The organism is Rathayibacter sp. AY1D5 (assembly GCF_002932515.1).
Lineage (GTDB): Bacteria > Actinomycetota > Actinomycetes > Actinomycetales > Microbacteriaceae > Rathayibacter.
This window is the reverse complement of the sequence record NZ_PSVU01000046.1, coordinates 1-22,943: the sequence shown is the minus strand read 5'-3', so window position 1 is coordinate 22,943 and position 22,943 is coordinate 1. Positions and strand designations below refer to the sequence as shown.

The following is a 22,943-nucleotide window of genomic DNA, read 5'->3' as shown; positions in this document are numbered from 1 at the left end:
CGGCCTCAGGAGGCGGAGCGGCTGAGCGTCAGCGCGGCCTGCTCGCGGGTGCGGTAGCCGCACTCCTCGGCGAGGCGGGCGAAGTCGGCAGGGCCCCGCCGCCGCAGGCCGATGCGGCGCCGGAGGGTGCCCGCCCGGCGCGTCTCGATCTCCTCCGCCGGCGTGCGGCCGAGGAACGCGAAAGCCTGCGCGAGCATGCGGGGGCAGACGAGCAGCTCCCGGGCGAGCACCGCGGCGGAGAACGCCGGGTCGCGGTGGCGCGCCTCGATCACCGGGATCGCCTCCGCGTAGACCTGGTCGGCGCTCCGGGTCCGGACCCGCGGAGCGCTGTGCTCGACGATCCCCTCCATCAGCAGCTCGCTCGCCCGCCTCACGCCGGCGGCCCCGAGCACGGCCGGATCACCCTCGATCAGACTGTTGGCGAGGGCACGGGCAGGCGTCCAGACCGACTCGCGCACCGGCACGACCTCGTTGATCCGCTCGCGGACCCACCGGTGCTCGAGCACGGCGGCGTCGAAGCTCCAGGTGTACGAGAGGGTGGGCCGCCGGTAGTCGATGCGTGCCGCGGTCCTCGCCTCGAGGACGAGGACGCTGTTCGGCACCGCCTCGAGCGAGCCCTCCTCGAGGATCATGTCTCCCCCGCCCTCCACGATCAGGGACACGTGCACCTCCTCGGACTCGGCAGCCCGGTCGAACGCCGGCGGACGGTCGACCCTGATCCCCCGCGGCGCCCAGACCCGCGTCACCCGGAGGCCCGGCCCGTACGCAGCATCCCAGCGGAGTCCCCGGGCGCCCGCCTGCGGCTCGTCCCACGCGCCGATGAACTCCTGCATCCGCTCCTCTGCGGCCCCCATCTCCCGCCTCCTCCGCGTCGAACGAACAGAATCCCTCATCTGTCGATCACCGCCGGACGTTCGCACGGATCTCCCAGGCCTCCGCGCCTCGCACTCGGAATCCGGCCGCACGCCGTCGCCGGACCGGGAGGACGGCCACGGGGACCGTCCCGGTCAGCGGCGCTGGGAGAGCCGCCACAGCGCGCGGCGAGCGCTCCCCTCGGAGGCGAAGCCCGCCTCCTCGGCCGCGCGCGCGAAGTCGGCCGTCGCCAGGGACCGCCCGCCGATCAGGAGCAGGAGGGTGCCCGCCCGGCGCCGCTCGAGCTCGTCGTCGGCCGTCCGCCTGAGGAAGGAGAACGCGCGAGCCAGCGTCAGCTCCGACACCAGGAGCTCGCGGGCGAGCCGGGCGGCGGTGAAGGCGGGATCGCGGTGGCGCTCCTCGATCAGGGCCATGGCCTCGCCGTAGACGTCCTCGGCGCGGGGACGCCTGCGCGGTGCGGAGCCCTCGACCAGCTCCTTCAGGAAGGCCTCGCCCGCCCGGGCGACGGCGGGCTGCTCCGCCAGAGCGTGGTCGCCGTCGAGGAGACCGTTCATCAGCGCCCGCGCCGGGGCCAGGAAGCAGCCGGCGACGGGCAGGACCTCGCCGAAGCGCTCCGTGAGCCAGCGCTGCTCCCGCGCCCGCTCGCCGAGCACCCAGGCGTAGATCACGGTCGAGCGGGGGAAGCGCGCCCCGGTCCGCGGCTCCGCGTCGATGACCACCAGATCACCACTGCCGCACTCGAGCGTCCGTCCGTCCTGTCGGATGCGTCCTCCGCCCTCGACGACCAGCAGCAGATGCGCGCCCGGCGGGCAGCGCGACTGCGGCTTCTGCTCGAGAACGCAGCCACCGGGGATCCACAGTCTGGCGATCTCGAAGCCGAGCGAGCCCGTCGCCTCGACCCGCAGTCCAGAACGGGCCTCCACGCCGTTCCAGTGCTCGGCCATCCGCCGGTACATCTCGGCCGATCTCGACCTCATCGGGCGCCCCCTCCTCGCGGGCACGCTGACGCCTCACCACGGGAGTGATTCGCAGCCCGCGCGTGCTCCGTTTGTCACCGGACCGGTCACAGCGGACGGCGACGCTCCCGCTCACCGCGCCGGCGGCGCCCCGGCGGCAGCGTGCGACCGACGGGATCACCGGGTCAGGAGGGCGATCGCGACTCGGAACGGCGCCGGAGCACACCACTCCCTCCTCACGGCGGCGCCACTTCCTCCTCACCTGCCCCCGAGCGCTTGGGCCGACCGACCGCCCGCGGGAAGACTCCCCAGCGGTACGGCGCCCGTCGTACCCGCCGAAGCGCCCGAGCGGACGACGACCGTCCTCCGAGCAGGCCGCCGGCGAGAAGACAGACCGAGGAGCTTCACTGTGACTTCAGACAACTCTCCCGCTGAGCAGGGTCCGCTGAGGCGACGCACCGTCGTCGCCGGCGCCACCTGGTCCCTGCCCGTGATCGCCGCAGCGACGGCCACCCCGGCCGCCGCCGCCTCTGCCACGCAGACCCTCGTGTTCAGCTCCATCCCGACCATGATCGCGTGCATGCCCAACACGGCGCCGATCACGCTGACCCTCACCGGCGGCAACGTCGCGAACGTCCCTGTGCGGGTGAACACCCCGCCCGGCTTCCGCTTCGGAGGGAGCGGGACCGACACCTTCCTGACCGACGCGAACGGAGTCGCCACCATCCCCGCCGGCAGCGTCATCGCCGGCCCCTCGACAGGCTCGGCCCTCGCCTTCGGCGGCTCGGCGAAGACGAACGCCCCGTTCCCGGTCCGCCAGACCGGCGACCTGCAGTACAGCACGGGCCTCGCCACTGTTCCCGAGAACTCCGGATTCATCCACACCTCCTCGCAGGGTGTGAACGGCAACGTCTCCGTCAAGGCGAACGGCGACATCTGGCAGTACCGGCAGTCGGACGGCTGGCAGAAGCTCGGCACGGGCGCCTCCACGGAGCCCAGCACGTCCGGGCTCACGCAGCAGCCGGACGGAACCTACAACGCGCACTGGATCAAGGACGGAGTCCTCCAGTACGGCAAGGCGCTCGCGACCGTTCCGAACAACTCCGGATTCGTCCGCACCTACGGTCAGGGCGCGGACGGGAACGTCTCCATCAAGTCGAACGGCGACGTCTGGCGGTACAACCGCCAGGCCGACGAGTGGACCCTTCTGGGCACCGGCGCCAGCACCGAGCCGAGCGCGGCCGGCATCTCCGCGAACCCGGCCGGGACCCTGAACGTCCACTGGATCAAGAACGGAGTCCTGCAGTACGGCACCGCAGCGGCCACCGTGCCGACCAACTCCGGATTCGTCCGCGTCTACGGCCTCGGCACCCGCGGCACGATCGCCGTGAAGTCGAACGGCGACATCTGGCGGTACACCCCGCAGGGCAACGTCTGGGACCTCGTCGGCACCGGAGCCAGCACCGAGCCGAGCGCCGCCGGACTGACCCAGCGGCCGGGCGGGACCTTCGAGATCCACTGGATCAAGGACGGGGTCCTGCAGTACGGCACCCGGCTCGCGACCGTTCCGGAGAACTCCGGGTTCGTCCGCACCTACGGTCAGGGAGCGGATGGGAACGTCTCCGTGAAGGCGAACGGCGACATCTGGTACTACAGCCCGGCGCAGAACACGTGGACCAAGATCGGCTCCGGTGCCAGCACCGGCCCCGATGCGGCCGGGATCACCGCCCAGGGAGACAGCGCGCTGAACCCCCACTGGATCAAGGCGAGAACCGACTGCCGCTGATCCGCGCCCGGCGGCCCTCTCCGCCCGCGTCCTGCCGGACCGCGGGCGAGGAGGGCCGCCTCCGCCCTCCCGCCGAGGACGGGCGCCTCGTCCGAGGAGGAACGCGCCACCCCGTCTCGGCGCCCCTCCCCCGGCCTAGCGTGGTCACCGCCCGCGCACCCCGTCCCCGCTGCGAAGGAGCCCGGTGACCGCTTCCGAGCAGCCGGCCGCCCCGCGCGGTCTCGTCGAGACGCTGCAGCTGAGCGGTCCCCGCGTGGAGGCGTGGCTGAGGAGCCTCGGCTGGGCGAGCGACGGAGCTCCGCCCCTGCACCTCGCCGGGGACGTGCTCGCCGTCGACGGCTTCCGGCTGAGCCGCCTCTGGCACACACCCGGCACGCTCCGGACCGACCCGCCCCTCCCCGCCCCCGACCGGGCCGAGGTCGACCTCATCGTCCCGGTCGCCGGCGAGATCGTCGTCGACGGCCCTCTCGAGGCCGCTCGTCTGCGACCCGGCGGGCTCGCCCTCCTCCGACGCGACGACTCCGCTCGGTTCCGGGCGGAGGAGGACTCCGCCTGGCTGGCGCTGAGGACGTCCTGGGGCAGGCTCGGCCTCACGAGCGCACAGTCCGACGGGCCGTCCTGCACCCTGCTCGCCGCCGACAGCTACAGCGGCGCCTTCGTCTCCCTCGTCAACGCGACCCTCAACGCGGACCTCGCGGCGGGCGATCCCGGCTTCAGCGAGCTGCGCCGGGCGCTCGAGGCGACCGCGTCGGCCCTGATCAAGCAGAGCCTGCCGCCCGCCCGTCCGGAGGACGGACTCGAGGGCGTCCTCCTCCGCGCGATCGCCGTCATCGATGCGGAGGCGGGTGACGCGGACTTCACCGCCGGCGTTCTCGCGATGCGGCTCCGCGTCTCGCGGGCGACGCTGGACCGTGCCTTCCACCGCCGGGGCACGACCGTGGCCGCGACCCTCCGCGAGCGGCGCGTGCACCTCGCCGCGTCGCTGCTCGCCGCGAGCCCGTCGCTCTCGCCCTCGGCTCGCGCGGCCGTGGCCGAGCGGGCCGGCTTCCGGACGCTGAGGGCGATGGACCGCGCGCTGAGCCGTTCGCGCGACGTCGACCGCGGCTGATCCGACCGGACATCGGCGTACGCGTCGCTCCAGGATGCACTCGGGATTCGTCGAACCGGTTCGCCTCTCCTCTGGAGTGTCGGGAAATGATCCGGTTAGGCTCTTCACGTTGTCGTCAACATAGTGTTACCGTGAACATTGCCGCGTACGAAGCCGGCACACTCCCTCCCCTCAGCAATGGTGCCGACCCTGGAGCAAAGCGCGATGAAGCCTTTCCTGCGACCACTCGTCCTCGTGACGGCCGTGGCCCTCACCGTCCCCCTTCTGACGGCCCAGTCGGCGAGCGCAGCTCCCTCCGACAGCCTCGTCCTGCGCTACGCGCTCGACGAGACGAGCGGCACGACCGTCGCCGACAGCTCGGGCAAGGGCCGCACCGGCACGCTCGTCAACGGAGCCGCTCCTCGCGGAGCCGCGGGCGTCGCCCTCGACGGGACCGACGACTACGTCAAGCTGCCCAACGACCTGCTCGCGGGCCTGAACTCGATCACGGTCAGCACCGAGGTCCTGGTGAACGCGAACCAGGGCACGCCCTACTTCATCTGGGGCCTCGGCAACACGACGAACGGCGCCGGGAACGGCTACCTCTACACGACGGGCAACGGCTACAAGGCCTCGATCGCCACCGGCAACTGGACCACCGAGCAGACCGTCAACTCCAACGCGAACCTCGCGCGCAGCGTCTGGAAGACCCTCACCTACACGCTCGACGACGCGAGCGACACCGCACGCCTCTACCTCGACGGCACCCAGGTCGCGCAGCAGACAGGAGTGACCATCACTCCCGCCGCGATCGGCAACGGCACCACCACCGCGAACGCGATCGGCCGCTCCGTCTACACGGCGGACAAGACCCTCGCCGGCTCGGTCCGCGACTTCCGCGTCTACAGCACGGCGCTCAGCGCGGCCGACGTCGCGACCCTCCAGGCCCCGGACAGCACGCGCGTCTCCCGCGACTCCGCCGCCCTGGACCTCGGGAGCCTCTCCTCGGTCTCCGCGAACCTCACCCTCCCGACGACCGGCCCCAACGGCTCCGCCATCGCCTGGGCCTCGAGCAACTCCGCGGTCGTCTCGACCAGCGGAGTCGTCACGCCACCCGCGACCGGGGTCGCCTCGGTCGAGCTGACCGCCACGACCACCCGCGGCTCGGCCACGGCCACCCGCACCTTCACCGCCACCGTGCCCGCCAAGGACGTGAACGCCGACGCCCAGAAGGCGCTCGACGCCCTCTCGATCGTCAACTCCGGCGACGTCCGCGGCAACGTGACGCTGCCCGCGAAGGCCGGCTCCTACGACGTCGCCTGGTCCTCCTCGAACACGGCCGTGCTCAGCACGACCGGCGTCGTGAAGCGCCGGTCCGCCGCCACGCCCGTCACACTCACCGCGACGATCGCCGGCACGACCGCGACCCGGCAGCTGCCCGTCACGGTGACCGCGGCTCCCGCGGACCTCGACACCGAGTACGACGCGGGCTACCTCTGGACCCACTTCGCCTCGACCGACTACGAGAAGATCTACTTCGGCTCCAGCACCGACGGTCTGCACTGGTCGAAGCTCAACAACGACAAGGCCGTGCTCGCCAACCTCGGCGGCACCCTCGGCGTCCGCGATCCGCACCTCGTGCGCTCCCCCACCGGCGACGAGTACTGGATCATCGGCACCGACCTGCACGCCGAGGGCACCGCTCCCGGCGGCACCTGGGACCAGACCAACGCGAGCAAGAACCTCGTCGTCTGGCGCTCGACGGACCTCGTGAACTGGAGCGATCAGAGCATCGTCTTCGCCGGCTTCCCCGACGCGGGCAACGTCTGGGCTCCTGAGGCGATCTGGGACGACGCGACCGGCCAGTACTACGTCTACTGGGCCGCCCGCGACAAGACGCTGACCGGCGGGGCCTCCGCCCAGCGCGTCTACGTCTCGACCACGCGCGACTTCGTCGGCTTCTCCACCCCGAAGGTCTGGCTGGACGAGAACCCCGCCGCCGGCGGCGGGAGCCGCGGCAGCATCATCGACACGACCATCGCGAAGGAGGGGGACACGTACTACCGCTTCTCCACCGCCGACTGGCGCACGGTCGTCGACAAGGCCCCGAGTCTCGCCGGCCCCTGGACTCGCGTGATCGGCTTCGGCGAGGAGAAGTCCCGCGGCCTCTCCGACCACCTCGAGGGCCTCACCGTCTACCAGCTGCCCGACGGCCGCTGGGTCGTCATGGGCGACTCGTTCGGCTACTCCGCCTACGTCACCGACACCCTCGCGGACATGCGGTTCACGGCGCTTCCTGTCGGCACCACCGGCGCGAACACGTACTCGTTCTCGAAGCCCTTCCGCCACGGCTCGGTGCTCCGCCTCTCGAGCGCTGAGGAAGCGCGCCTGACGGCCGCCTACGGCACCAGCAGCACCGGCCCCGCCGCGAAGCCGGTCAACGCGGCCGGCGAGATCCTCCGCTACACCTTCGACGGCGGCTCGGGCACCACGGTGCGCGACAGCTCGGGCAACAACCAGAACGGCACGCTGCCCTCGGGTGGCACCTGGAAGGACGGCGCCCTACAGCTCGACGGCACCGACGACTACGTCAAGCTGCCGAACGACCTGCTCGCCGGAGTGACGGACCTCACCATCCAGTCCGACGTCTGGATCGACCCCGCGCAGGGCGGCGCCTACTTCCTCTACGGCCTGGGCAACACCACGAACGGCGCCGGCGACGGCTACCTCTTCACCTCGGGCAACAACTACCGCACCAGCATCGCGACCGGGAACTACACCACCGAGCAGACCGTCGCCGGCGGCTCGGCCCTCCCCCGCGGCACCTGGGCGCACCTGACGTACACGCTCTCCGGCACCACCGGCACGATCTACCTCGACGGAGTGAAGGTCGCCAGCGGCACCGTCACGACCGACCCGAAGGACATCGGCGGCGGCTCCACCTCGGCGAACTACATCGGGCGCTCGAACTACGACGCCGACAACCGCTTCCGCGGCCAGATCCGCGAGTTCTCGGTCTACAACCGGGCCCTCAGCGCCTCCGAGGTGCTCGCCGCCTCCGGCAACACGTCGGCCCTGGTCGACCTGTCGCTCAGCGGCGACGTCCTGAAGACGGCCCCGATCGTCGACTCGGCGAGCAGGACGGTCACCTTCCCGGTGAAGCCGGGGACCGACCTGACGAAGCTCACCCCGACCTTCTCCACCGCGGCCGGCGTCACGGCGAGCCCCGCCTCCGGCACCGTCCGCGACCTCTCCACCCCGCAGACGGTCGTGCTCACGCCCGCCGCCGGCGGCACCGCGACCACCTGGACCCTGAAGGCCGTCGTCATGAAGTCCCCGGTCCTCGCAGGCCTGAACGCCGACCCGAACATCGCGGTCTTCGGCGACACCTACTACCTGTACGCGACCTCGGACGGCTTCGCCGGCTGGGGCGGCAAGACCTTCTACGCCTGGTCCTCGAAGAACCTCATCGACTGGACCCGCTCGGAGCAGCCCTTCCTGACGCTCGACGGCGCGAACGGCAACGTGCCGTGGGCGACCGGCAACGCCTGGGCGCCGACGATCATCGAGAAGAACGGGAAGTACTACTTCTACTTCTCCGGCGAGAACTCCTCGCTGAACCGCAAGACGATCGGAGTCGCCGTCTCGGACAGCCCGATGGGCCCGTTCACGGCGCAGCCGACCGCGATGATCACCAACGGCGAGTCCGTGCGGTCCGGCCAGGCGATCGACCCCGCCGCGTTCACCGACCCGAAGACCGGCAAGAGCTACCTCTTCTGGGGCAACGGCGACCCGCTCTACGGGGAGCTGTCCGACGACATGCTCTCGATCAAGACCGGCACGATCAAGAAGATCAGCGGTCTGACCGACTTCCGCGAGGGTGCGTTCCTGAACTACCGCGACGGTCTGTACCACCTCACCTACTCGATCGACGACACCGGCTCGGAGAACTACAAGGTCGGCTACGCCACCTCGACGAGCGTCGACGGACCGTGGACCTACCGCGGCGTGGTCCTCGAGAAGGACACCTCGCAGGGCATCCTCGCCACGGGCCACAACTCGATCGTCAACGTGCCCGGCACGGACGACTGGTACATCGCCTACCACCGCTTCGCCATCCCCGGCGGAGACGGCCAGCACCGCGAGACGACGATCGACCGGGTGACCTTCGACAAGACGACCGGGCTCATGCAGAAGGTCGTCCCGACCCTCACCAGCGTCGCCGCGCAGACGATCGTCGACACCGCGCCGCTCGCAGCCTCGATCACGGGGAAGGCGACGGTGGGCAGCACGCTGACCGCCTCCGCCTCCTCCCCGTGGACGGCGACCGGCTTCCAGTGGAAGCGCGGTGGGACCGCGATCAGCGGGGCGACGGCGTCGAGCTACACGCTCACCGCCGCCGACCGCGGAGCGACGATCTCGGTGGCCGTGACCGCCGCGAAGCCGCAGTGGACGCCGGCGACGGCCTCCGCCTCCGTCGGTCCCGTGACCGACTCGGCACCCGCGATCGCCGTGACCACGACCTCCACGACGCGCTGCGCCGCCGGGAAGATCGTCGTCACCGCGACCGCCACGAACCCGAACGCCTTCGCCGCGAAGATCGTGATCGGCACGACGTGGGGCTCCAAGAGCTTCGCCGACGTCGCTCCCGGCGCCACCGTCTCGGCCGCCTTCACCACCCGGGCGACGAGCGTGACCGACGGATCCGCGACCGCCACGGCGACCGCGTTCATCAGCGGGAAGCCGGCCACGGCCTCCGCGACCGCCCCCTACTCCGCGGCCAGCTGCAGCTGATCCGCGGGCACGACCCACACCCATTGAGATCGAGCCGGCGACGACGCCGGCCGGAGAACGGAGAACACCCGACATGAACACCCGATCCCTTCTGATCCGCGGAGCCGCTGGACTGGCCGGAGGCGTCCTCCTGCTCGGAGTCGCCGGAACGGCGTTCGCCGCCGAGGTCAACTACGGCAACGACGACGTCGACATCAACGTCGAGATCGCCGACCTCCCCGGGACCGGCGCCCTCTCGATGACCGTCGCCGCGGACTCGACGACGCTGACCGAGACCGGCTCGGACAACGTCCGCCGCCAGTTCACCGGCACCCTGCCCACCGTCACGGTCACCGACACCCGTGACGCCGCGGACGTCTCCCCCGACTCCGCGTGGTACGTCATCGGCACGGCGAGCGACTTCACGTCGGCCGACGGCTCGACCATCGGCGCCGAGAACCTCGGCTGGACCCCGGACCTGGTCGACGGTGGAGACCTCGGCGAGGTCGCCGCGGGCGATGAGGTCGGCACCGCCATCGACGGCGGCGCCAACGGCGTCGGCCTGAAGGGCAAGGAGCTGCTCGCGATCGTCGCCAGCAACTCCCAGCAGGTCAACCCCGAGGGCTCCTGGAGCGCCGACGCCGACCTCTTCCTCCGCACCCCCGTGAACGTGGACGCCGGCGCGTACTCGTCCACCATCACCCTGTCGCTCTTCGAGTGACCCGTCGCGGCCGGGGGACGCACTCTCTCGGCCGCGATCCCACCACGGCCGACGCGGCCGGGCCCGCCCGCCCGGCCGCGTCGTGCTTCCCCCGTGCGACCATGAGGTTCTGATGACTGCTCCGCGCCGCTCCGCCGCTCCCCGCCGCCCGCTCCTCCCCGCGCTGCTCGCGCTGATCGTCGCCCTCCTCGGCGCGGGAGTCGCTCCGGCGGCCGTCGCGGCCGACGGAGCGATCACCTGGGCGGTCAGCCCCTCCACCGACGGCGTCCCCGACAAGCGCGCGTGGGTCGAGCTCGAGCTCGCCCCCGGCGCGAGCGCCTCGGACGAGGCGGTCGTGCGGAACCTCAGCGACCAGCCCGTGACCTTCAGCATCACCAGCGCCGACGGCTACTTCACCGACACCGGCCGCTTCAACATGCTCAACTCGGACCAGGAGTCGGTCGACGCCGGGCTGTGGATCTCCGCCCCCGAGACCGTGACCGTCGATCCGGGCAGCAGCGGCGTGGTGCCGTTCACCGTGACGGTCCCCGACAACGCCACCCCCGGCGACCACGCCGCCGGCATCGCCGCCTCCGTGCTCTCGCAGGGCACCGAGGCGGGAGGCGCGAACGTCGGAGTGGAGAGCCGCATCGGCTTCCGCGTGATGACCCGCGTGACCGGCGAGGTGACCCCCTCCTTCTCCGTCGAGGACCTGGCCAGCGACTACCGCCTCTCCTGGAACCCGTTCCAGCCCGGCTCCCTCTCGCTCGTCGCCGACGTGGTGAACACTGGCAACGTGCGCCTGCTGCTCGACGGCACGGCGAGCGCCCAGGGCGCCACCGCCCCCGTCGTCGCGGCCGACGCGCCCCAGCAGGAGCTGCTGCCCGGCGACCGGCGCAGCGTCTCGGTGCAGCTCGACGGCATCTGGCCCCTCTTCGGGGTCGGCGCCGACCTGACCATCGCACCGACCGTCGCCGCCGCCGATCAGGAGCCGGTCGCCACCGCTCCCGTGACGGAGTCGATCACGGTCGCCGCCGTGCCGGTCCCGCAGCTGCTCGTGATCCTCGGGGTCGCCCTCATCCTCGCGGCGCTGCTCGCCGGGCGCTCGCGCTCGCGCCGCCGCATCGCCGCCCTGGTGCAGCAGGCCAAGGAGGAGGGCCTGCGCGAGGGCGCGCGCGTCTCCTCCTGAGCACCCCCTCCGCACGCTCCCTCCCCCCTCCCTGCCGCCGAGGGGCCCCGGGCCGTCGAGGGGACCCGCTACACCGGGTTCCCCCGACGGTCCAGGGTTCGCTCACCGCGCGGCCATGCGTCAGAGTGAGCGGATGACCACCACCTCCCTGGAGGCGCCGACTCGGCGTCTCGGCCTCATCGCGCTCATCGCGACCCTCGGCGGCCTCCTCTTCGGCTACGACACCGGCGTCATCAACGGCGCCCTGGAGCCGATGTCGGCCGAGCTGGGCCTCACCGCGCTGACAGAGGGGGTCGTCACCAGCTCGCTCCTCTTCGCCGCCGCGATCGGCGCGATCTCGGGCGGACGCCTCGCCGACGCCCTCGGGAGGCGGACCACGATCCGCCTGCTCGCCGTGCTCTTCCTCGTCGGCGCCCTCGTCTGCGTGGTGGCGCCGGGCTTCGGCGTGATGGTCCTCGGGCGGGCGGTCCTCGGACTGGCCGTCGGCGGCGCCTCGGTGGTCGTGCCGATCTACCTCTCCGAGATCTCCCCCTCCGAGATCCGCGGCTCGCTCGCCGGCCGCAACGAGCTGATGATCGTGATCGGCCAGCTCGCCGCCTTCGTGGCCAACGCCGTCATCGGCACCGTCTGGGGCGAGCTGCCCGGCGTCTGGCGGATCATGCTCGCCGTCGCCGCGCTCCCCGCCGCCGCGCTCCTGCTCGGCATGACCCGGGTCCCGGAGTCGCCGCGCTGGCTGATCGCGCACGGCCGCCGCGACGAGGCGCTCGACGTGCTCACCACCATCCGGACGCCCGACCGGGCCCATGCGGAGGCGGAGACCATCGCCCGCTCGATCGGCGCGAAGGACGGCCCGAGGATCCCCCTGCTGCAGGCGCTGCGCGAGCGCTGGGCGGTGCGCATCCTGCTGGTCGGCATCGGGATCGGAGTCGCCCAGCAGCTCACCGGCATCAACTCGATCATGTACTACGGCCAGTCGGTGCTGAAGGAGGCGGGCTTCGACCACGACGGCGCGCTCGTCGCCAACATCGCGCCCGGGGCGATCGCCGTGATCGGCGGCCTGATCGGGCTGCGGCTCATGCAGACGATGAACCGCCGCACGACCCTCCTGCTCGGCTACTCCCTGACCACCGCGATGCACTTCCTGATCGGCATCGCCTCCGTCGCGCTCCCCGTCGGGAACCCGGCGCGGCCGTACGTGATCCTGGTGCTGGTCGTCGCGTTCGTGGGGAGCATGCAGACGTTCCTCAACATCGTCACCTGGGTGATGCTGTCCGAGATCTTCCCGCTGCGGATCCGCGGCGTCGGCGTCGGCATCGCGATCTTCTGCCACTGGATCACGAACGCGGTGCTCGGCCTGTTCTTCCCCACCCTCGTCTCCGGGGTCGGCATCACCGGAACGTTCTTCCTGTTCGGCGCCGTCGGCCTGCTCGCGCTCGTCTTCATCTGGAAGCGCGTGCCCGAGACCCGCGGCCGCGCCCTCGAGGAGGTCGAGGCGGGCGTCGTCTCCGGCGAGCTCCTGCGCCGCTGACGCCCGCCCTCGGGCTCCGCCTACTGGTAGGTGACGAGGTCGGGGAGGGGGCGGACCTCGGCCATGGTCTCGGCGGGGGTGAGCATGGGCGCGTCCTCGTCGTAGAAGTTCTTCCAGCCCCAGCCGATGCCCTCGGGGGCGCCCTCGTGCAGCGCGTCCCAGGTCGCCTGCTTGTCGGGCTGCGAGCCCTGGCCGTCGACGTGGATGAGGAACTCCAGCTCGGGCCGGTCGCGGCGGATGCTGTCGCGGTCCTGCAGCATCGACAGCCGGAACTGGTGCAGCACGAACATCTTCGGCGGCAGCCCCTCGCTCTGCACCAGGTCGGCCAGCCACTCCGACACGCTGTCGACCTCGGCGGCCGAGACGCGCCCGATCTGCTGCAGCGGCTTCTGGCCGGGCAGCAGGCGCCACTCCGGGTCGAGCGCGAGGCCGACGTTGGGCAGCGTCAGCAGGTCCGCGTACTGCTTGGCCTGGGTGAGGAAGTCGGTCAGCCCCGACTGCAGGTCGAGCACCACGTACATCCCCGCCGCGTGCGCCGCGTCGATGTAGGGGCGGATGTCGGCGGCGTCGAGCTCGTTGGAGTAGTCGCCGTCCTTGCCGGGGTCGCCCGCCGCGACCGTGGTGATGATCTCGAGGCTCGGCACGACCTGCTTGTCGGTGAGCGCCCGGTACGGCTCGGCCACCGCCTCCGCCCGCGCGATCGTGGGCTCGAGGCCCTGCTCCCCCAGCACGCCGAGGACGGGAGCGCCCGGAGTGCCGTAGATCGCGACGAAGAGGTGCCCGCCGAACATCCGCTGGCCGCCGCCCGGCAGCTGCCAGCCGCTCGCGGCCGCGCGCACGGCCCACTCGGGCTCGGGCTGGGCGGCGAGCACGGGGCCGAGCAGCAGCGTGCAGGAGGCGTCGGCCTCGGCGATCGCGGTCACGGCTAGGCCCGAGGCGAGCAGGTCGTCGCCGTCGACCACGGTGACGGGCACGCCGGCCGCGCGGGCGGTCGCCAGCGCGGCGACGTCGGCGTCCTGCGCGCGGGCGAGGGCGTGCAGGCCGGTCAGGGCGTCGGCCCGGGCCGGGAGGGCGCCGAACGGAGCGTCGGAGGCGGTGGACGGCGCGGCGGCGGCGAGGTCGGCGAGCGCCAGGTCGGTCACGGTCACGCCGGACGCGCTGCTGAGGGCGGCCGCGTCGGAGGCGGAGGCGACGACGTCGACGCCCTCGGGAGCGGTGACGTCGCCGATCGCGAGCACGCGGGTCACGCCGAGGCGGGCGAACTCGGCGGCGAGGGCGTCGGAGGTCGGAGCGGTGGAGGACGGTGTGGCGGATCCGGTCGCGGAGTCGGACGGGCCCCCCGGATCGGACGGCGTCTCGGAAGCCGTGGATCCCGCGGCCGCGGCGTCCGCGGTCGGGGCGGCCGTCGCTCCGGATCCCGCCGAGCCGACCAGCAGCGGCACGCCCCAGGCGATGCTCACCTGGGCGGCGCGCAGGCGCGACTCGGCGACGTCCTCGACCAGGACGACCAGCGGAGCCGCGGCGAACAGGGCCGCGCTCGCGGCGAGCGCGTCCGGGGCGAGCGCCACCGGCCCGCTCGGAGCCGCGGTGCGGGTGCGGGGCGCCTCCTGCTGGGCGTCGTCCGGAGCGGAGGAGTCGGGCGTGCAGGCGCTGAGCAGCGGGAGCACCGCGAGACCGCCGATCACGACGCTGCGGCGCGAGAGCCCGGAGCGGGACGGAACGGAACGGGGTGTCGAGGGCATGGCAGGCCTCTCCTCTCGGAGCCCGATCGGGGCTCTCTGGTGCGTGGCTGGTCCTCTCGACTATCGCAGGCCCGGCGGCGGCGAGCGCCGAGGGGGCCGTCCCGGGCGCGCCTCCGGAGGCCGTCCGGACATGCAGAAGGGGAGCGGCGCCGCAGCACCGCTCCCCTCCGAGAGACTGGATCAGACCGTGCGGGGGGCCTTCGCGAGGTTGGCCTCGAGCTCCTCGCGGTTCTGCCGCACCACGTAGGCGGGGCGGTCGCGCTCGACGCGCCACGACTCGCTCAGCGGCGTGATCGCGACGGTGTCGAAGCCGATCCGGTCGTAGAGGTCGGTCACGAAGTGGATCGCCTCGGGGTAGTCGCTCGACGTCGCGAGAGCGCGGCGGTCGGGCGTGCCGGCCGGAGTGCCGTCGGTGGTGATGTCGGCGGCCATGATGTGGTTGAACGCCTTGACGACCTTCGACTCCGGGAGGTGCTGCTGGAGCATCTCGCTGGTCGTGGTCTCGCCCTTGTCGAGCGCCTCGATGCGGCCGTCGCGCTCGAAGTAGTAGTTGTTCGTGTCGAGGACGATCTTGCCGGCGAGCGGGGCGACCGGCACCTCCTCGAGGTTCTTCAGCGGCACCGTCACCACGGCGATCTCGGCGGCCTCGGCCGCCTCCTGTGCCGTGGCGGCGCGGGCCTTCGGGCCGAGCTCCGCGATGAGGTCGGCGAGGGTCTCGGGGCCGCGCGAGTTCGCGATGACCACCTCGTCCCCGAGGGCGATGACCGCCCGTGCGACCCGGCTGCCGATGTTGCCTGCTCCGATGATTCCGTACGTCGTCATGCTGAGGAGAACGCGGAGGGTGCCCCGGCATTCCGCTCTGCGGCGTTCTCCCACGCCGCACCCAGGTGGGCCCGTGCCTCCAGTAGCCTCGGTCCTCGGGCGCCGCTGCCCGAGAAGGAGTCCGTGATGCCGCAGTACGACCTCCCGCTCGACCTCCTCGAGCAGTACGCCCCCGAGATCGCCGAGCCCGCCGGGTTCGCCGAGTTCTGGCGCGACACGATCGCCGAGGCGAGGGCCGTCGCGACCGAGCCGCGCCTCGAGCGGGTCGACGCCGGCTTCGGACTGCTCGACACCTTCGACGTCACCTACTCCGGCTTCGGCGGCCACCCGATCCGCGCGTGGCTGATCCTCCCCCGCGGCGTCGAGGGCCCCCTCCCCGGGCTCGTGACCTTCATCGGCTACGGAGGCGGCCGCGGGCAGCTCGCGGAGTGGACCGCGATGTCGGCCGCCGGCTACGCGCACCTGGTCATGGACACCCGCGGCCAGGGGTCCGGGCACCGCTCCGGAGCGACCCCCGACCCGGTGGGCAGCGGGCCGCACGTCTCCGGCTTCATGACGCAGGGCATCGAGTCGCCCGCGGAGCACTTCTACCGCCGCGTCTTCACCGACGCCGTCCGCGCGCTCGACGTGCTGCGCGCGCACCCCGCGGTCGACGCCTCCCGCGTGGCCGTCTCGGGCGGCAGCCAGGGAGGCGGGATCGCTCTCGCCGTCACCGGGATCCTGGGCCTGCTCGGCGAGTCGGAGTCGGCGCGCGCGGCGATCGTCGACGTGCCGTTCCTCTCCCACATCCCGCACGCCGTGCGGCTTGTCGACACGATGCCGTACGGCGAGATCGTGCAGTACCTGCACACCCACCGCGGCGCCGAGGCGCGCGTGTTCGACACCCTCTCGTACTTCGACGGCACCTCCTTCGCCCCCTACGCGCAGTCCCCCGCGCTGTTCTCGGTGGCGCTCCGCGACGACATCTGCCCGCCGTCCACCGTCTACGCCTCCTACAACCGCTATGCCGGACCCCGCGAGATCCGGGTCTACCCCTTCAACGGCCACGAGGGCGGCGAGGCGTTCCAGATCGGCGAGCACGTGCGCTTCCTGGGGCGCGAGCTGGCGTAGGAGGAGGAGCCGCCCGGTCTGCGGACGGGGGCGGTGCGCCCCGGCGCATCACCCGTTCCGACTCTCGATCATCGCGCTGCCGATGCGGTCCTCGAGGTCGGCCAGCTCGTCGAGGACGTCGCCGACCACCCAGACCTGCCGGGCGCCTCGACGGGCGTCGCTTTGTGACGCCGTGCGTCGCGCTCGGTACCCGTTCGCGGCTCCGCTGGGCACTATCGATTCCATGACCCGCCAGATCCGCTTCAACGCCTTCGACATGAACTGCGTCGCCCATCAGTCCTCGGGCATGTGGCGCCACCCCCAGGACCAGTCCTGGCGCTACAAGGACCTCTCGTACTGGACCGACCTGGCGAAGCTGCTCGAGCGCGGCACGTTCGACGGCATCTTCATCGCCGACGTGCTCGGCACCTACGACGTCTACGGCGGCTCGAACGAGGCGGCGATCCGCCACGGCGCGCAGGTCCCCGTCAACGACCCGATCCTCCTCGTCTCGGCGATGGCCGCCGCGACCGAGCACCTCGGGTTCGGCATCACCGCGGGCACCGCCTACGAGCACCCGTACCCGTTCGCGCGGCGCATGTCGACGCTCGACCACCTGACGAAGGGCCGCGTCGGCTGGAACGTCGTCACCGGCTACCTCCCCAGCGCCGCCCGCAACATGGGCCACGAGGACCAGCTCGAGCACGACGACCGCTACGACGTCGCCGACGAGTACCTCGAGGTGCTCTACAAGCTGTGGGAGGGGTCGTGGGAGGACGACGCCGTCGTCCGCGACCGCGAGTCGGGCGTCTTCACCGACCCGGCGAAGGTGCACGAGATCGGGCACCGCGGCAAGAACTTCACCGTCCCCGGCATCCACCTCTCGGAGCCGTCGGTGCAGCGGACCCCCGTCATCTACCAGGCGGGAGCGTCGCCGCGCGGCATCCGCTTCGCGGCGGGCAACGCGGAGGCGATCTTCGTCGCCTCCTCGACGAAGGCCGGCCTGAAGGCGACCGTCTCGCGCATCCGCGACGCCCTCGAGGCGGCCGGCCGCGACCGCTACTCCGCGAAGATCTACACGCTGCTGACGATCATCACCGCCGAGACCAGCGAGGCCGCGCACGAGAAGCACCGCGACTACCTCTCCTACGGGAGCGAGGAGGGGGCGCTGGTCTTCATGTCGGGCTGGATGGGCATCGACCTGTCGCAGTACGACCTCGACGAGCCGATCGGCAACGTGAAGAGCAACGCGATCCAGTCGGCCGTCGCCAACTTCCAGGAGGCGAACGAGGACGGCTCGGAGTGGAAGGTCCGCGACATCGCCAAGCTCAGCGTGATCGGCGGGCTCGGCCCGTTCGTCGTCGGCTCGCCCGCAGAGGTCGCCGACCATCTGCAGGAGTGGGTCGAGGAGACCGACGTGGACGGGTTCAACCTCGCCTACGCGATCACGCCCGGCACCTTCGAGGACGTGGTGGAGTTCATCGTGCCGGAGCTGCGCAGCCGCGGCGCGTACCCGGAGGAGTACGTCGAGGGCAGCCTCCGCCAGAAGCTGCACGGCCGCGGCGACCGGCTGCCGGAGGAGCACCTCGGCGCCGGCTTCCGCTACGCGCCGGCGGCGGTCTGACGACAGGGGGCGCCGGGCGGCCGGTGGGGGCGGGGGTCTCCATAGGCCGCTCCGCGGCCGCGCCGGACGCACGAGCACCCCGCCGCGATGCGCGACGGGGTGCTCGGGACGTGCGGAGGGGCTCAGCCCTCGAAGGTGGCGTCGAGCGTGATGTCGACTCCGGTGAGCGCCTTGCTGACGGGACAGGTCTCCTTGGCCTCGTCGGCGGCCTTGAGGAAGGCGGCCTCGTCGATGCCGGAGACCTCGCCGCTCACGATGAGCTTGATGCCGGTGAGCTTGAATCCGCCGGCCGAGTCCGGGCCGAGCGAGACGTCGGCGCGGACGTCGAGCGCCTCGACGGTGCCGCCGGCCTGGCCGAGGACGGCCGAGAACTGCATCGCGTAGCAGGCGGAGTGGGCGGCCGCGAGGAGCTCCTCGGGGCTGGTCGAGCCGTTGGCGTCGTCGGCGGCGCGCTTGGGGAACGAGACGTCGTAGGTGCCGATCTTCGAGCTCGAGAGCTCGACCTGGCCCTCGCCGGTCTCGAGCGAGCCGTTCCAGGCGGTGCGTGCGGTACGAGTGGGCATGAGTCCTCCTTGGGGGGCGGGGAGAACAGTAGAACGATCGTTCTCCCCTGATGAGCCGAGCCTAGGTGGAACGCGCGGCGTCCTGCAACCACCGGCCTCGGACCCTCGGCGAGATGCCAGTCCGGCGCGCCTCCGTCGGCGTGTCGCGTACGGGAGCGGCCTGTCGCGGAGGAGAGGACGGCCGCTAGGTCAGTGCACGAGCTTCAGGCCGACGACGCAGCCGACGATCCCGAGGACCAGCAGCGTGCGCACGAGCGAGAAGCCCTCGCCGCCGAAGAACATGCCGTAGAGGACGGTCAGCGAAGCGCCGATCCCGACCCAGACCGCGTACGCGGTGCCGGTGGGCAGCTCGCGCATCGCGTAGGCGAGGCCGGCCATGCTCGCGACGACGCCGACTCCGAAGACGACCGACGGGCCGAGCCGGGTGAACCCCTCCGACTTGCCGAGGGCGGTGGCCCACACGGCCTCGAGGACACCGGAGAGGATGAGGACGATCCAGGACATGACAGCTCCTACGAGTCAGTCTTGTCGCGTTCCGGGTACTGCTCCCTCGTCCGGTCGCCGTCATCGGCTCCGGACAGTCTGCCCGTGCGCGCTGGGCAGGCCCTGGGCAGCGCGCGGCGGGGGCGGAGCCGCCGCGACCGCGACTCCGCCCGCCGCCGTCAGCGCGGCTGAGCCGGGTTCGTCGGCACTCCGTGCGAGGGCGGATTGATCGGCGGACCGGACGTCGCCGGCGAGACCGGCGATCCGGACGACGAGCGGGACACCTCGGGCAGCGACTCCGGCGCGCTGCCTGCCGGCTCCGCTCCCCCGCGCAGCTGCTCGAGGCGCGAGTGCAGGATCGTCGTCACCGGCAGGCGGTGCCCGTGCGCCTCCTCGTAGGCGAGCAGCGCGCCGAGGCCGGTCTCGTCGAGCGGGCGGATGCGCTCCGCGAGCGTGCCGAGCGGGATGTCGTTCCAGTCGGGGAGCGGCAGCTCCTCGCGGGAGGGTGTGTCTGTCATTCGTGCTCCTTCCGTTCCCTCCATCCCACGCCCCGGACGGCCGTCCGCCCAGGGGCTTGACCGGTCGCGGGGCGAACGGGGCTCGGCCGAGGGAGGACGGTCGGATGGTGCAGCCGGCCCATCCCCCGCCGGATCAGGCGGTGCGGCGGGACGAGCGGCGGGTCGCCAGGTGCACGAGGACTCCGACCACGAGGAGGATCCCGGCGTAGAGCCAGACGATCGGGTCCTGCTGGCTGAGGAGCAGCACGCACGAGGCGATGCCGAGCACGGGGATCGCCGTCCACACGCGGAAGTGGTCGTGCTCGACCTTGTCGCGCCGCAGCACGAGCACCGAGACGTTCGTGCTGATGAACACCAGCAGGAGGAGCAGCACCACGGTCTCGGCGAGGGTCGCCAGATCGCCGACCAGGGTCAGGAGGCATGCCGCCAGCGTGGTCACCGCGATGGCCACCCACGGCGTGCGGCGCTTCGGCAGCACCCGGCCGAGCACGTCCGGGAGGAGGCCGTCCTTCGCCATGCCGTAGGTGACGCGGCTCGCCATGATCATGGTCAGCAGCGCTCCGTTGGCGACCGCGACGAGCGCGATCAGGCTGAACAGCCACGCCGGCACCCCGGCTCCGCTCGCCGTCACGACGTCGAGCAGCGGGGCGGAGGATCCGGACAGCTCGTCGGCGGGCAGCGCGATCGAGCTCGCGAGGCCGACCAGGACGTACACCGCGCCGGCCGTCAGCAGCGAGCCGAACAGCGCGCGCGGGTAGACGCGGCTGGGGTCGCGGATCTCCTCGGCGATGTTGGCCGAGGTCTCGAAGCCGACGAAGGAGTAGTACGCGATGATCGCCGCGCCGAGCACCGCCAGCGCCGGCGCCTGCTCGGAGCTGAGCTCGACCGTGCGGGCGAGGTCGCCGCCTCCGCCCGCCACCAGCAGCGCGACGCATCCGATCACGATCAGCAGGCCGCCGACCTCGATCACGGTCATCACCGTGTTGCTGAGCAGCGACTCCGCGACTCCCCGCGCGTTGAGGCACGCGACGAGGATCAGGAAGACGATGGCCGTCGGCACGGTCGGCACGTCGAGGAAGGTGCCGAGGTAGTCGCCGGCGAACGCGAGCGACAGGCCGGCCGCGCTGGTCACTCCGGCCGCGAGCATGGCGAAGCCGACCAGGAACGAGACGATCGGGCGCTTGAACGCCCGCTGCGCGAACACCGCCGCGCCTCCCGCCTTCGGGTACTTGGTCACCAGCTCGGCATAGGAGCCGGCGGTCAGCAGCGCGAGGCCGAGCGCGAGCAGGAGGGGCATCCAGACGGCGCCGCCGACCTCCGCCGAGAGCGTGCCCATGAGGGCGTAGATGCCCGCGCCGAGGACGTCGCCGAGGATGAAGAAGTAGAGCAGCGGGCCGGTGATGCGGCGGCGCAGGGAGGTGCCGCCGGCCTCTCCGGTCGCGGGGGCGTCGCTCGTGGTGGCCATGTCGTCCTCTCGTCGCGCGCTCGGGAGCGAGCACGACGGGCCACGCTAGAGAGGAGGGGGCCGGGAGGTCGAGAAGGTTGACCGGGCGGGGTCGAGGGCGCTACACCCGCGGGACGGGGCGTCTGCGGAGCGGGCGTCTGCGGAGCGGGCGTCTGCGGAGCGGGCGTCTGCGGAGCGGGCGCCTGCGAGCCGGGCGCGTCCCCGGCCGGGCACCGCAGGCCGCGCCCCGCGCCGGCCGTCAGCCGAGGACGACGTGCTCCCCGCCGCGCTGCTCGGCGATCTCCTCGCCGACCTCCTCCGCCTCCTGGCGCGACTCGTGGTGGCTCAGCGGGACCCGGGCGTGGGCGATGCGGTTGTGCCAGCCCTGCTCGTCGGAGTAGGTCTCGATGGGGAGGACGGTCGTGGTGCTCATGGTGCTCCTTCGTGGTGGTCCCTCCATGGCACCTCGCGCCCCCGCCGCTCGGGAGAGGGTTGACGCGAGCCCGTGTCTCGAGCAGGACGGAGGCGTCTCGGTTGTCGAGCAGCGAGCGGCGGCGCCGCGGCGCGTCAGGGCGAGACCATGCCGCCGTTCACGTTGAGGGTCTCGCCGGCGACGAAGCTCGACTCGGCGGACGCCAGGAACACGTAGGCCGGGGCCTGCTCGGCGGGCTGCGCGGCACGGCCCATCGGCGACTCGCTGGAGCCGAAGTCGGGCAGGCTCTCGGGGTCGACGCCGCCGCTCACCTGCAGGGCGGTCCACGTCGGGCCGGGCGCCACGACGTTCACGCGGATGCCCTTCGCGGCGAGCTGCTGCGCGAGGCCCTTCGAGAGGTTGTTGATCGCGCCCTTCGTCATCGCGTAGTCGAGGCGGTCGGGGGCGGGCTTGTGCGCCTCCGCCGACGCCGTGTTGATGATGGTGGCGCCCGCGGGCAGGTGCGGGAGGGCCGCGCGGATGATCCGGAACGGAGCGAAGACGTTGACCGCGAAGGTCGCCTCGAACTGCTCATCGGTGATGTCGAGCAGGTCCTCCTTCCAGATCTGCTTCCCGGCCACGTTGACCACCGCGTCGAGCCCGCCGAGGCCCTCGACCGCCTCCGCCACGAGCCGCGTGCAGTACTCGGCACTCGTGAGATCGCCGGGGATCGGCACGGCGGTGCGCCCCTCCGCGCGGATCAGCCCGATCACGTGCTGCGCGTCCTCCTCCTCACTCGGGAGGTAGGCGAGGGCGATGTCGGCCCCCTCGCGGGCGAAGGCGATGGCCACGGCTGCGCCGATCCCGGAGTCGGCTCCCGTGATGAGCGCGCGGCGGCCCGCGAGCCTGCCGGTGCCGCGGTAGCTCTCCTCGCCGAGGTCGGGCACCGGGGTCATCCGCGACTGCAGCCCGGGCTCGGGCTGCTGCTGGACCGGCGGAGTCACGTCCGGGTACTGGGTGGCGGGGTTCGTGAACGTGTACTGGTCGGGCATGGCTCCTCCGTCCGCGGCACCCGGATCGGGCCGCTCCCCTCCATCCCAGGCGAGCCGCGCGGAGGGGCGCACCGCCGTGCCGATCCCCGGCGATCTCACGAGTGCCGAGTACTGCACGCGGCTCGTGGCGGAGGCGGTCGAGGGCCTCGGCGGGCTCGACGCGGTGGTCAACGTGGCCGGGAAGCAGATCTGGAAGGAGGACCTGCTCGACATCACCGATGAGCAGTTCGAGGCGACCTTCGCGGTCAACGTCTTCGCTCCGTTCCGGATCATCCGCGCGGCCCTCCCGCACCTGCCCGCGG

20 protein-coding genes and 1 riboswitch are annotated in these 22,943 nt (G+C 72.3%); of the genes, 9 read left to right on the top strand and 11 right to left on the bottom strand.

Annotated features, from left to right (window positions below; all coding sequences use genetic code 11):
• Window positions 1–5 precede the first annotated feature (5 nt).
• Together C5C82_RS13335 and C5C82_RS13330 are read right to left on the bottom strand one after the other, a co-directional pair.
• A complete protein-coding gene (locus C5C82_RS13335) occupies window positions 6–854 on the bottom strand; it encodes a hypothetical protein (protein ID WP_104355214.1) in 849 nt (282 codons plus the stop codon).
• Window positions 855–1,007: 153 nt separating this feature from the next.
• Entirely contained in the window at window positions 1,008–1,850 is an 843-nt protein-coding gene (locus C5C82_RS13330; RefSeq protein WP_146085994.1) for a hypothetical protein, read from the bottom strand.
• A gap of 388 nt (window positions 1,851–2,238) precedes the next feature.
• On the opposite strand from C5C82_RS13330, the gene C5C82_RS13325 reads away from it, so the two are divergent.
• The 6 genes from C5C82_RS13325 (at window position 2,239) to C5C82_RS13300 (ending at window position 12,892) form a co-directional block, all read left to right on the top strand.
• The gene (locus C5C82_RS13325; RefSeq protein ID WP_104355212.1) at window positions 2,239–3,615 is read left to right on the top strand and encodes a hypothetical protein; all 1,377 of its coding nucleotides are present in this window, start codon (window positions 2,239–2,241) and stop codon (window positions 3,613–3,615) included.
• 184 nt (window positions 3,616–3,799) lie between these two features.
• Window positions 3,800–4,723, top strand: a complete 924-nt coding sequence (locus tag C5C82_RS13320; RefSeq protein WP_104222387.1) for a helix-turn-helix domain-containing protein — start codon at window positions 3,800–3,802, stop codon at window positions 4,721–4,723.
• Window positions 4,724–4,927: 204 nt separating this feature from the next.
• The gene (locus tag C5C82_RS13315) at window positions 4,928–9,496 is read left to right on the top strand and encodes a family 43 glycosylhydrolase (RefSeq protein WP_181134089.1); all 4,569 of its coding nucleotides are present in this window, start codon (window positions 4,928–4,930) and stop codon (window positions 9,494–9,496) included.
• 73 nt (window positions 9,497–9,569) lie between these two features.
• The gene (locus tag C5C82_RS13310; RefSeq protein WP_104227017.1) at window positions 9,570–10,196 is read left to right on the top strand and encodes a hypothetical protein; all 627 of its coding nucleotides are present in this window, start codon (window positions 9,570–9,572) and stop codon (window positions 10,194–10,196) included.
• A gap of 112 nt (window positions 10,197–10,308) precedes the next feature.
• Window positions 10,309–11,364: a WxL protein peptidoglycan domain-containing protein gene (locus C5C82_RS13305; protein WP_104222384.1), complete on the top strand. Its 1,056-nt coding sequence runs from the start codon at window positions 10,309–10,311 to the stop codon at window positions 11,362–11,364.
• A 133-nt stretch (window positions 11,365–11,497) separates the two neighbouring features.
• The gene (locus C5C82_RS13300; RefSeq protein WP_258060020.1) at window positions 11,498–12,892 is read left to right on the top strand and encodes a sugar porter family MFS transporter; all 1,395 of its coding nucleotides are present in this window, start codon (window positions 11,498–11,500) and stop codon (window positions 12,890–12,892) included.
• Window positions 12,893–12,912: 20 nt separating this feature from the next.
• Here the strand turns inward: C5C82_RS13300 and C5C82_RS13295 are convergent, their stop codons facing one another.
• Both C5C82_RS13295 and C5C82_RS13290 read right to left on the bottom strand, forming a co-directional pair.
• Window positions 12,913–14,634, bottom strand: coding sequence for a hypothetical protein (locus C5C82_RS13295; protein WP_104355211.1), 1,722 nt, complete (start codon window positions 14,632–14,634; stop codon window positions 12,913–12,915).
• A gap of 180 nt (window positions 14,635–14,814) precedes the next feature.
• Entirely contained in the window at window positions 14,815–15,456 is a 642-nt protein-coding gene (locus C5C82_RS13290; RefSeq protein ID WP_104355210.1) for an NADPH-dependent F420 reductase, read from the bottom strand.
• Window positions 15,457–15,582: 126 nt separating this feature from the next.
• On the opposite strand from C5C82_RS13290, the gene C5C82_RS13285 reads away from it, so the two are divergent.
• On the top strand, window positions 15,583–16,566 hold the full coding sequence (locus C5C82_RS13285; RefSeq protein WP_104222380.1) for an acetylxylan esterase: 984 nt from the start codon (window positions 15,583–15,585) through the stop codon (window positions 16,564–16,566).
• Window positions 16,567–16,614: 48 nt separating this feature from the next.
• Here C5C82_RS13285 and C5C82_RS17645 read toward each other — a convergent pair whose 3' ends face one another.
• Complete coding sequence (locus C5C82_RS17645; RefSeq protein ID WP_181127752.1) at window positions 16,615–16,791, bottom strand: hypothetical protein; 177 nt, start codon at window positions 16,789–16,791, stop codon at window positions 16,615–16,617.
• On the opposite strand from C5C82_RS17645, the gene C5C82_RS13280 reads away from it, so the two are divergent.
• Entirely contained in the window at window positions 16,790–18,169 is a 1,380-nt protein-coding gene (locus tag C5C82_RS13280; RefSeq protein WP_104222379.1) for an LLM class flavin-dependent oxidoreductase, read from the top strand. The two genes, C5C82_RS17645 and C5C82_RS13280, sit on opposite strands and share 2 nt — an antisense overlap.
• Before the next feature lie 122 nt (window positions 18,170–18,291).
• Here C5C82_RS13280 and C5C82_RS13275 read toward each other — a convergent pair whose 3' ends face one another.
• The 6 genes from C5C82_RS13275 to C5C82_RS13255 all read right to left on the bottom strand — a co-directional run bounded on the left by C5C82_RS13275 (window position 18,292) and on the right by C5C82_RS13255 (window position 22,641).
• Window positions 18,292–18,732, bottom strand: coding sequence for an OsmC family peroxiredoxin (locus C5C82_RS13275; protein WP_104222378.1), 441 nt, complete (start codon window positions 18,730–18,732; stop codon window positions 18,292–18,294).
• Between the two features lie 189 nt (window positions 18,733–18,921).
• Window positions 18,922–19,236, bottom strand: a complete 315-nt coding sequence (locus C5C82_RS13270) for a multidrug efflux SMR transporter (RefSeq protein WP_104222377.1) — start codon at window positions 19,234–19,236, stop codon at window positions 18,922–18,924.
• A gap of 9 nt (window positions 19,237–19,245) precedes the next feature.
• Window positions 19,246–19,309: riboswitch (guanidine-III (ykkC-III) riboswitch) on the bottom strand.
• 85 nt (window positions 19,310–19,394) lie between these two features.
• Complete coding sequence (locus C5C82_RS13265; protein ID WP_104355209.1) at window positions 19,395–19,733, bottom strand: hypothetical protein; 339 nt, start codon at window positions 19,731–19,733, stop codon at window positions 19,395–19,397.
• A gap of 133 nt (window positions 19,734–19,866) precedes the next feature.
• The gene (locus tag C5C82_RS13260; protein WP_104355208.1) at window positions 19,867–21,198 is read right to left on the bottom strand and encodes an APC family permease; all 1,332 of its coding nucleotides are present in this window, start codon (window positions 21,196–21,198) and stop codon (window positions 19,867–19,869) included.
• 238 nt (window positions 21,199–21,436) lie between these two features.
• Complete coding sequence (locus tag C5C82_RS17345; RefSeq protein WP_159940661.1) at window positions 21,437–21,610, bottom strand: DUF2188 domain-containing protein; 174 nt, start codon at window positions 21,608–21,610, stop codon at window positions 21,437–21,439.
• A 134-nt stretch (window positions 21,611–21,744) separates the two neighbouring features.
• On the bottom strand, window positions 21,745–22,641 hold the full coding sequence (locus C5C82_RS13255) for an SDR family oxidoreductase (RefSeq protein ID WP_104320015.1): 897 nt from the start codon (window positions 22,639–22,641) through the stop codon (window positions 21,745–21,747).
• 76 nt (window positions 22,642–22,717) lie between these two features.
• Here C5C82_RS13255 and C5C82_RS13250 point away from each other — a divergent pair.
• Window positions 22,718–22,943, top strand: a 226-nt coding sequence (locus tag C5C82_RS13250) for an SDR family NAD(P)-dependent oxidoreductase (protein ID WP_258066120.1), incomplete at its 3' end; no start/stop codon positions are given.

Excerpts from the sequence above, each read along its gene's own strand:
- C5C82_RS13335 (WP_104355214.1), bottom strand. The coding sequence starts at position 854 with ATGGGGGCCGCAGAGGAGCGGATGCAGGAGTTCATCGGCGCGTGGGAC.
- C5C82_RS13330 (WP_146085994.1), bottom strand. The coding sequence starts at position 1,850 with ATGAGGTCGAGATCGGCCGAGATGTACCGGCGGATGGCCGAGCACTGG.
- C5C82_RS13315 (WP_181134089.1), top strand. The coding sequence starts at position 4,928 with ATGAAGCCTTTCCTGCGACCACTCGTCCTCGTGACGGCCGTGGCCCTC.
- C5C82_RS13310 (WP_104227017.1), top strand. The coding sequence starts at position 9,570 with ATGAACACCCGATCCCTTCTGATCCGCGGAGCCGCTGGACTGGCCGGA.
- C5C82_RS13305 (WP_104222384.1), top strand. The coding sequence starts at position 10,309 with ATGACTGCTCCGCGCCGCTCCGCCGCTCCCCGCCGCCCGCTCCTCCCC.
- C5C82_RS13300 (WP_258060020.1), top strand. The coding sequence starts at position 11,498 with ATGACCACCACCTCCCTGGAGGCGCCGACTCGGCGTCTCGGCCTCATC.
- C5C82_RS13295 (WP_104355211.1), bottom strand. The coding sequence starts at position 14,634 with ATGCCCTCGACACCCCGTTCCGTTCCGTCCCGCTCCGGGCTCTCGCGC.
- C5C82_RS13290 (WP_104355210.1), bottom strand. The coding sequence starts at position 15,456 with ATGACGACGTACGGAATCATCGGAGCAGGCAACATCGGCAGCCGGGTC.
- C5C82_RS13285 (WP_104222380.1), top strand. The coding sequence starts at position 15,583 with ATGCCGCAGTACGACCTCCCGCTCGACCTCCTCGAGCAGTACGCCCCC.
- C5C82_RS13280 (WP_104222379.1), top strand. The coding sequence starts at position 16,790 with ATGACCCGCCAGATCCGCTTCAACGCCTTCGACATGAACTGCGTCGCC.
- C5C82_RS17645 (WP_181127752.1), bottom strand. The coding sequence starts at position 16,791 with ATGGAATCGATAGTGCCCAGCGGAGCCGCGAACGGGTACCGAGCGCGA.
- C5C82_RS13275 (WP_104222378.1), bottom strand. The coding sequence starts at position 18,732 with ATGCCCACTCGTACCGCACGCACCGCCTGGAACGGCTCGCTCGAGACC.
- C5C82_RS13270 (WP_104222377.1), bottom strand. The coding sequence starts at position 19,236 with ATGTCCTGGATCGTCCTCATCCTCTCCGGTGTCCTCGAGGCCGTGTGG.
- C5C82_RS13265 (WP_104355209.1), bottom strand. The coding sequence starts at position 19,733 with ATGACAGACACACCCTCCCGCGAGGAGCTGCCGCTCCCCGACTGGAAC.
- C5C82_RS13260 (WP_104355208.1), bottom strand. The coding sequence starts at position 21,198 with ATGGCCACCACGAGCGACGCCCCCGCGACCGGAGAGGCCGGCGGCACC.
- C5C82_RS17345 (WP_159940661.1), bottom strand. The coding sequence starts at position 21,610 with ATGAGCACCACGACCGTCCTCCCCATCGAGACCTACTCCGACGAGCAG.
- C5C82_RS13255 (WP_104320015.1), bottom strand. The coding sequence starts at position 22,641 with ATGCCCGACCAGTACACGTTCACGAACCCCGCCACCCAGTACCCGGAC.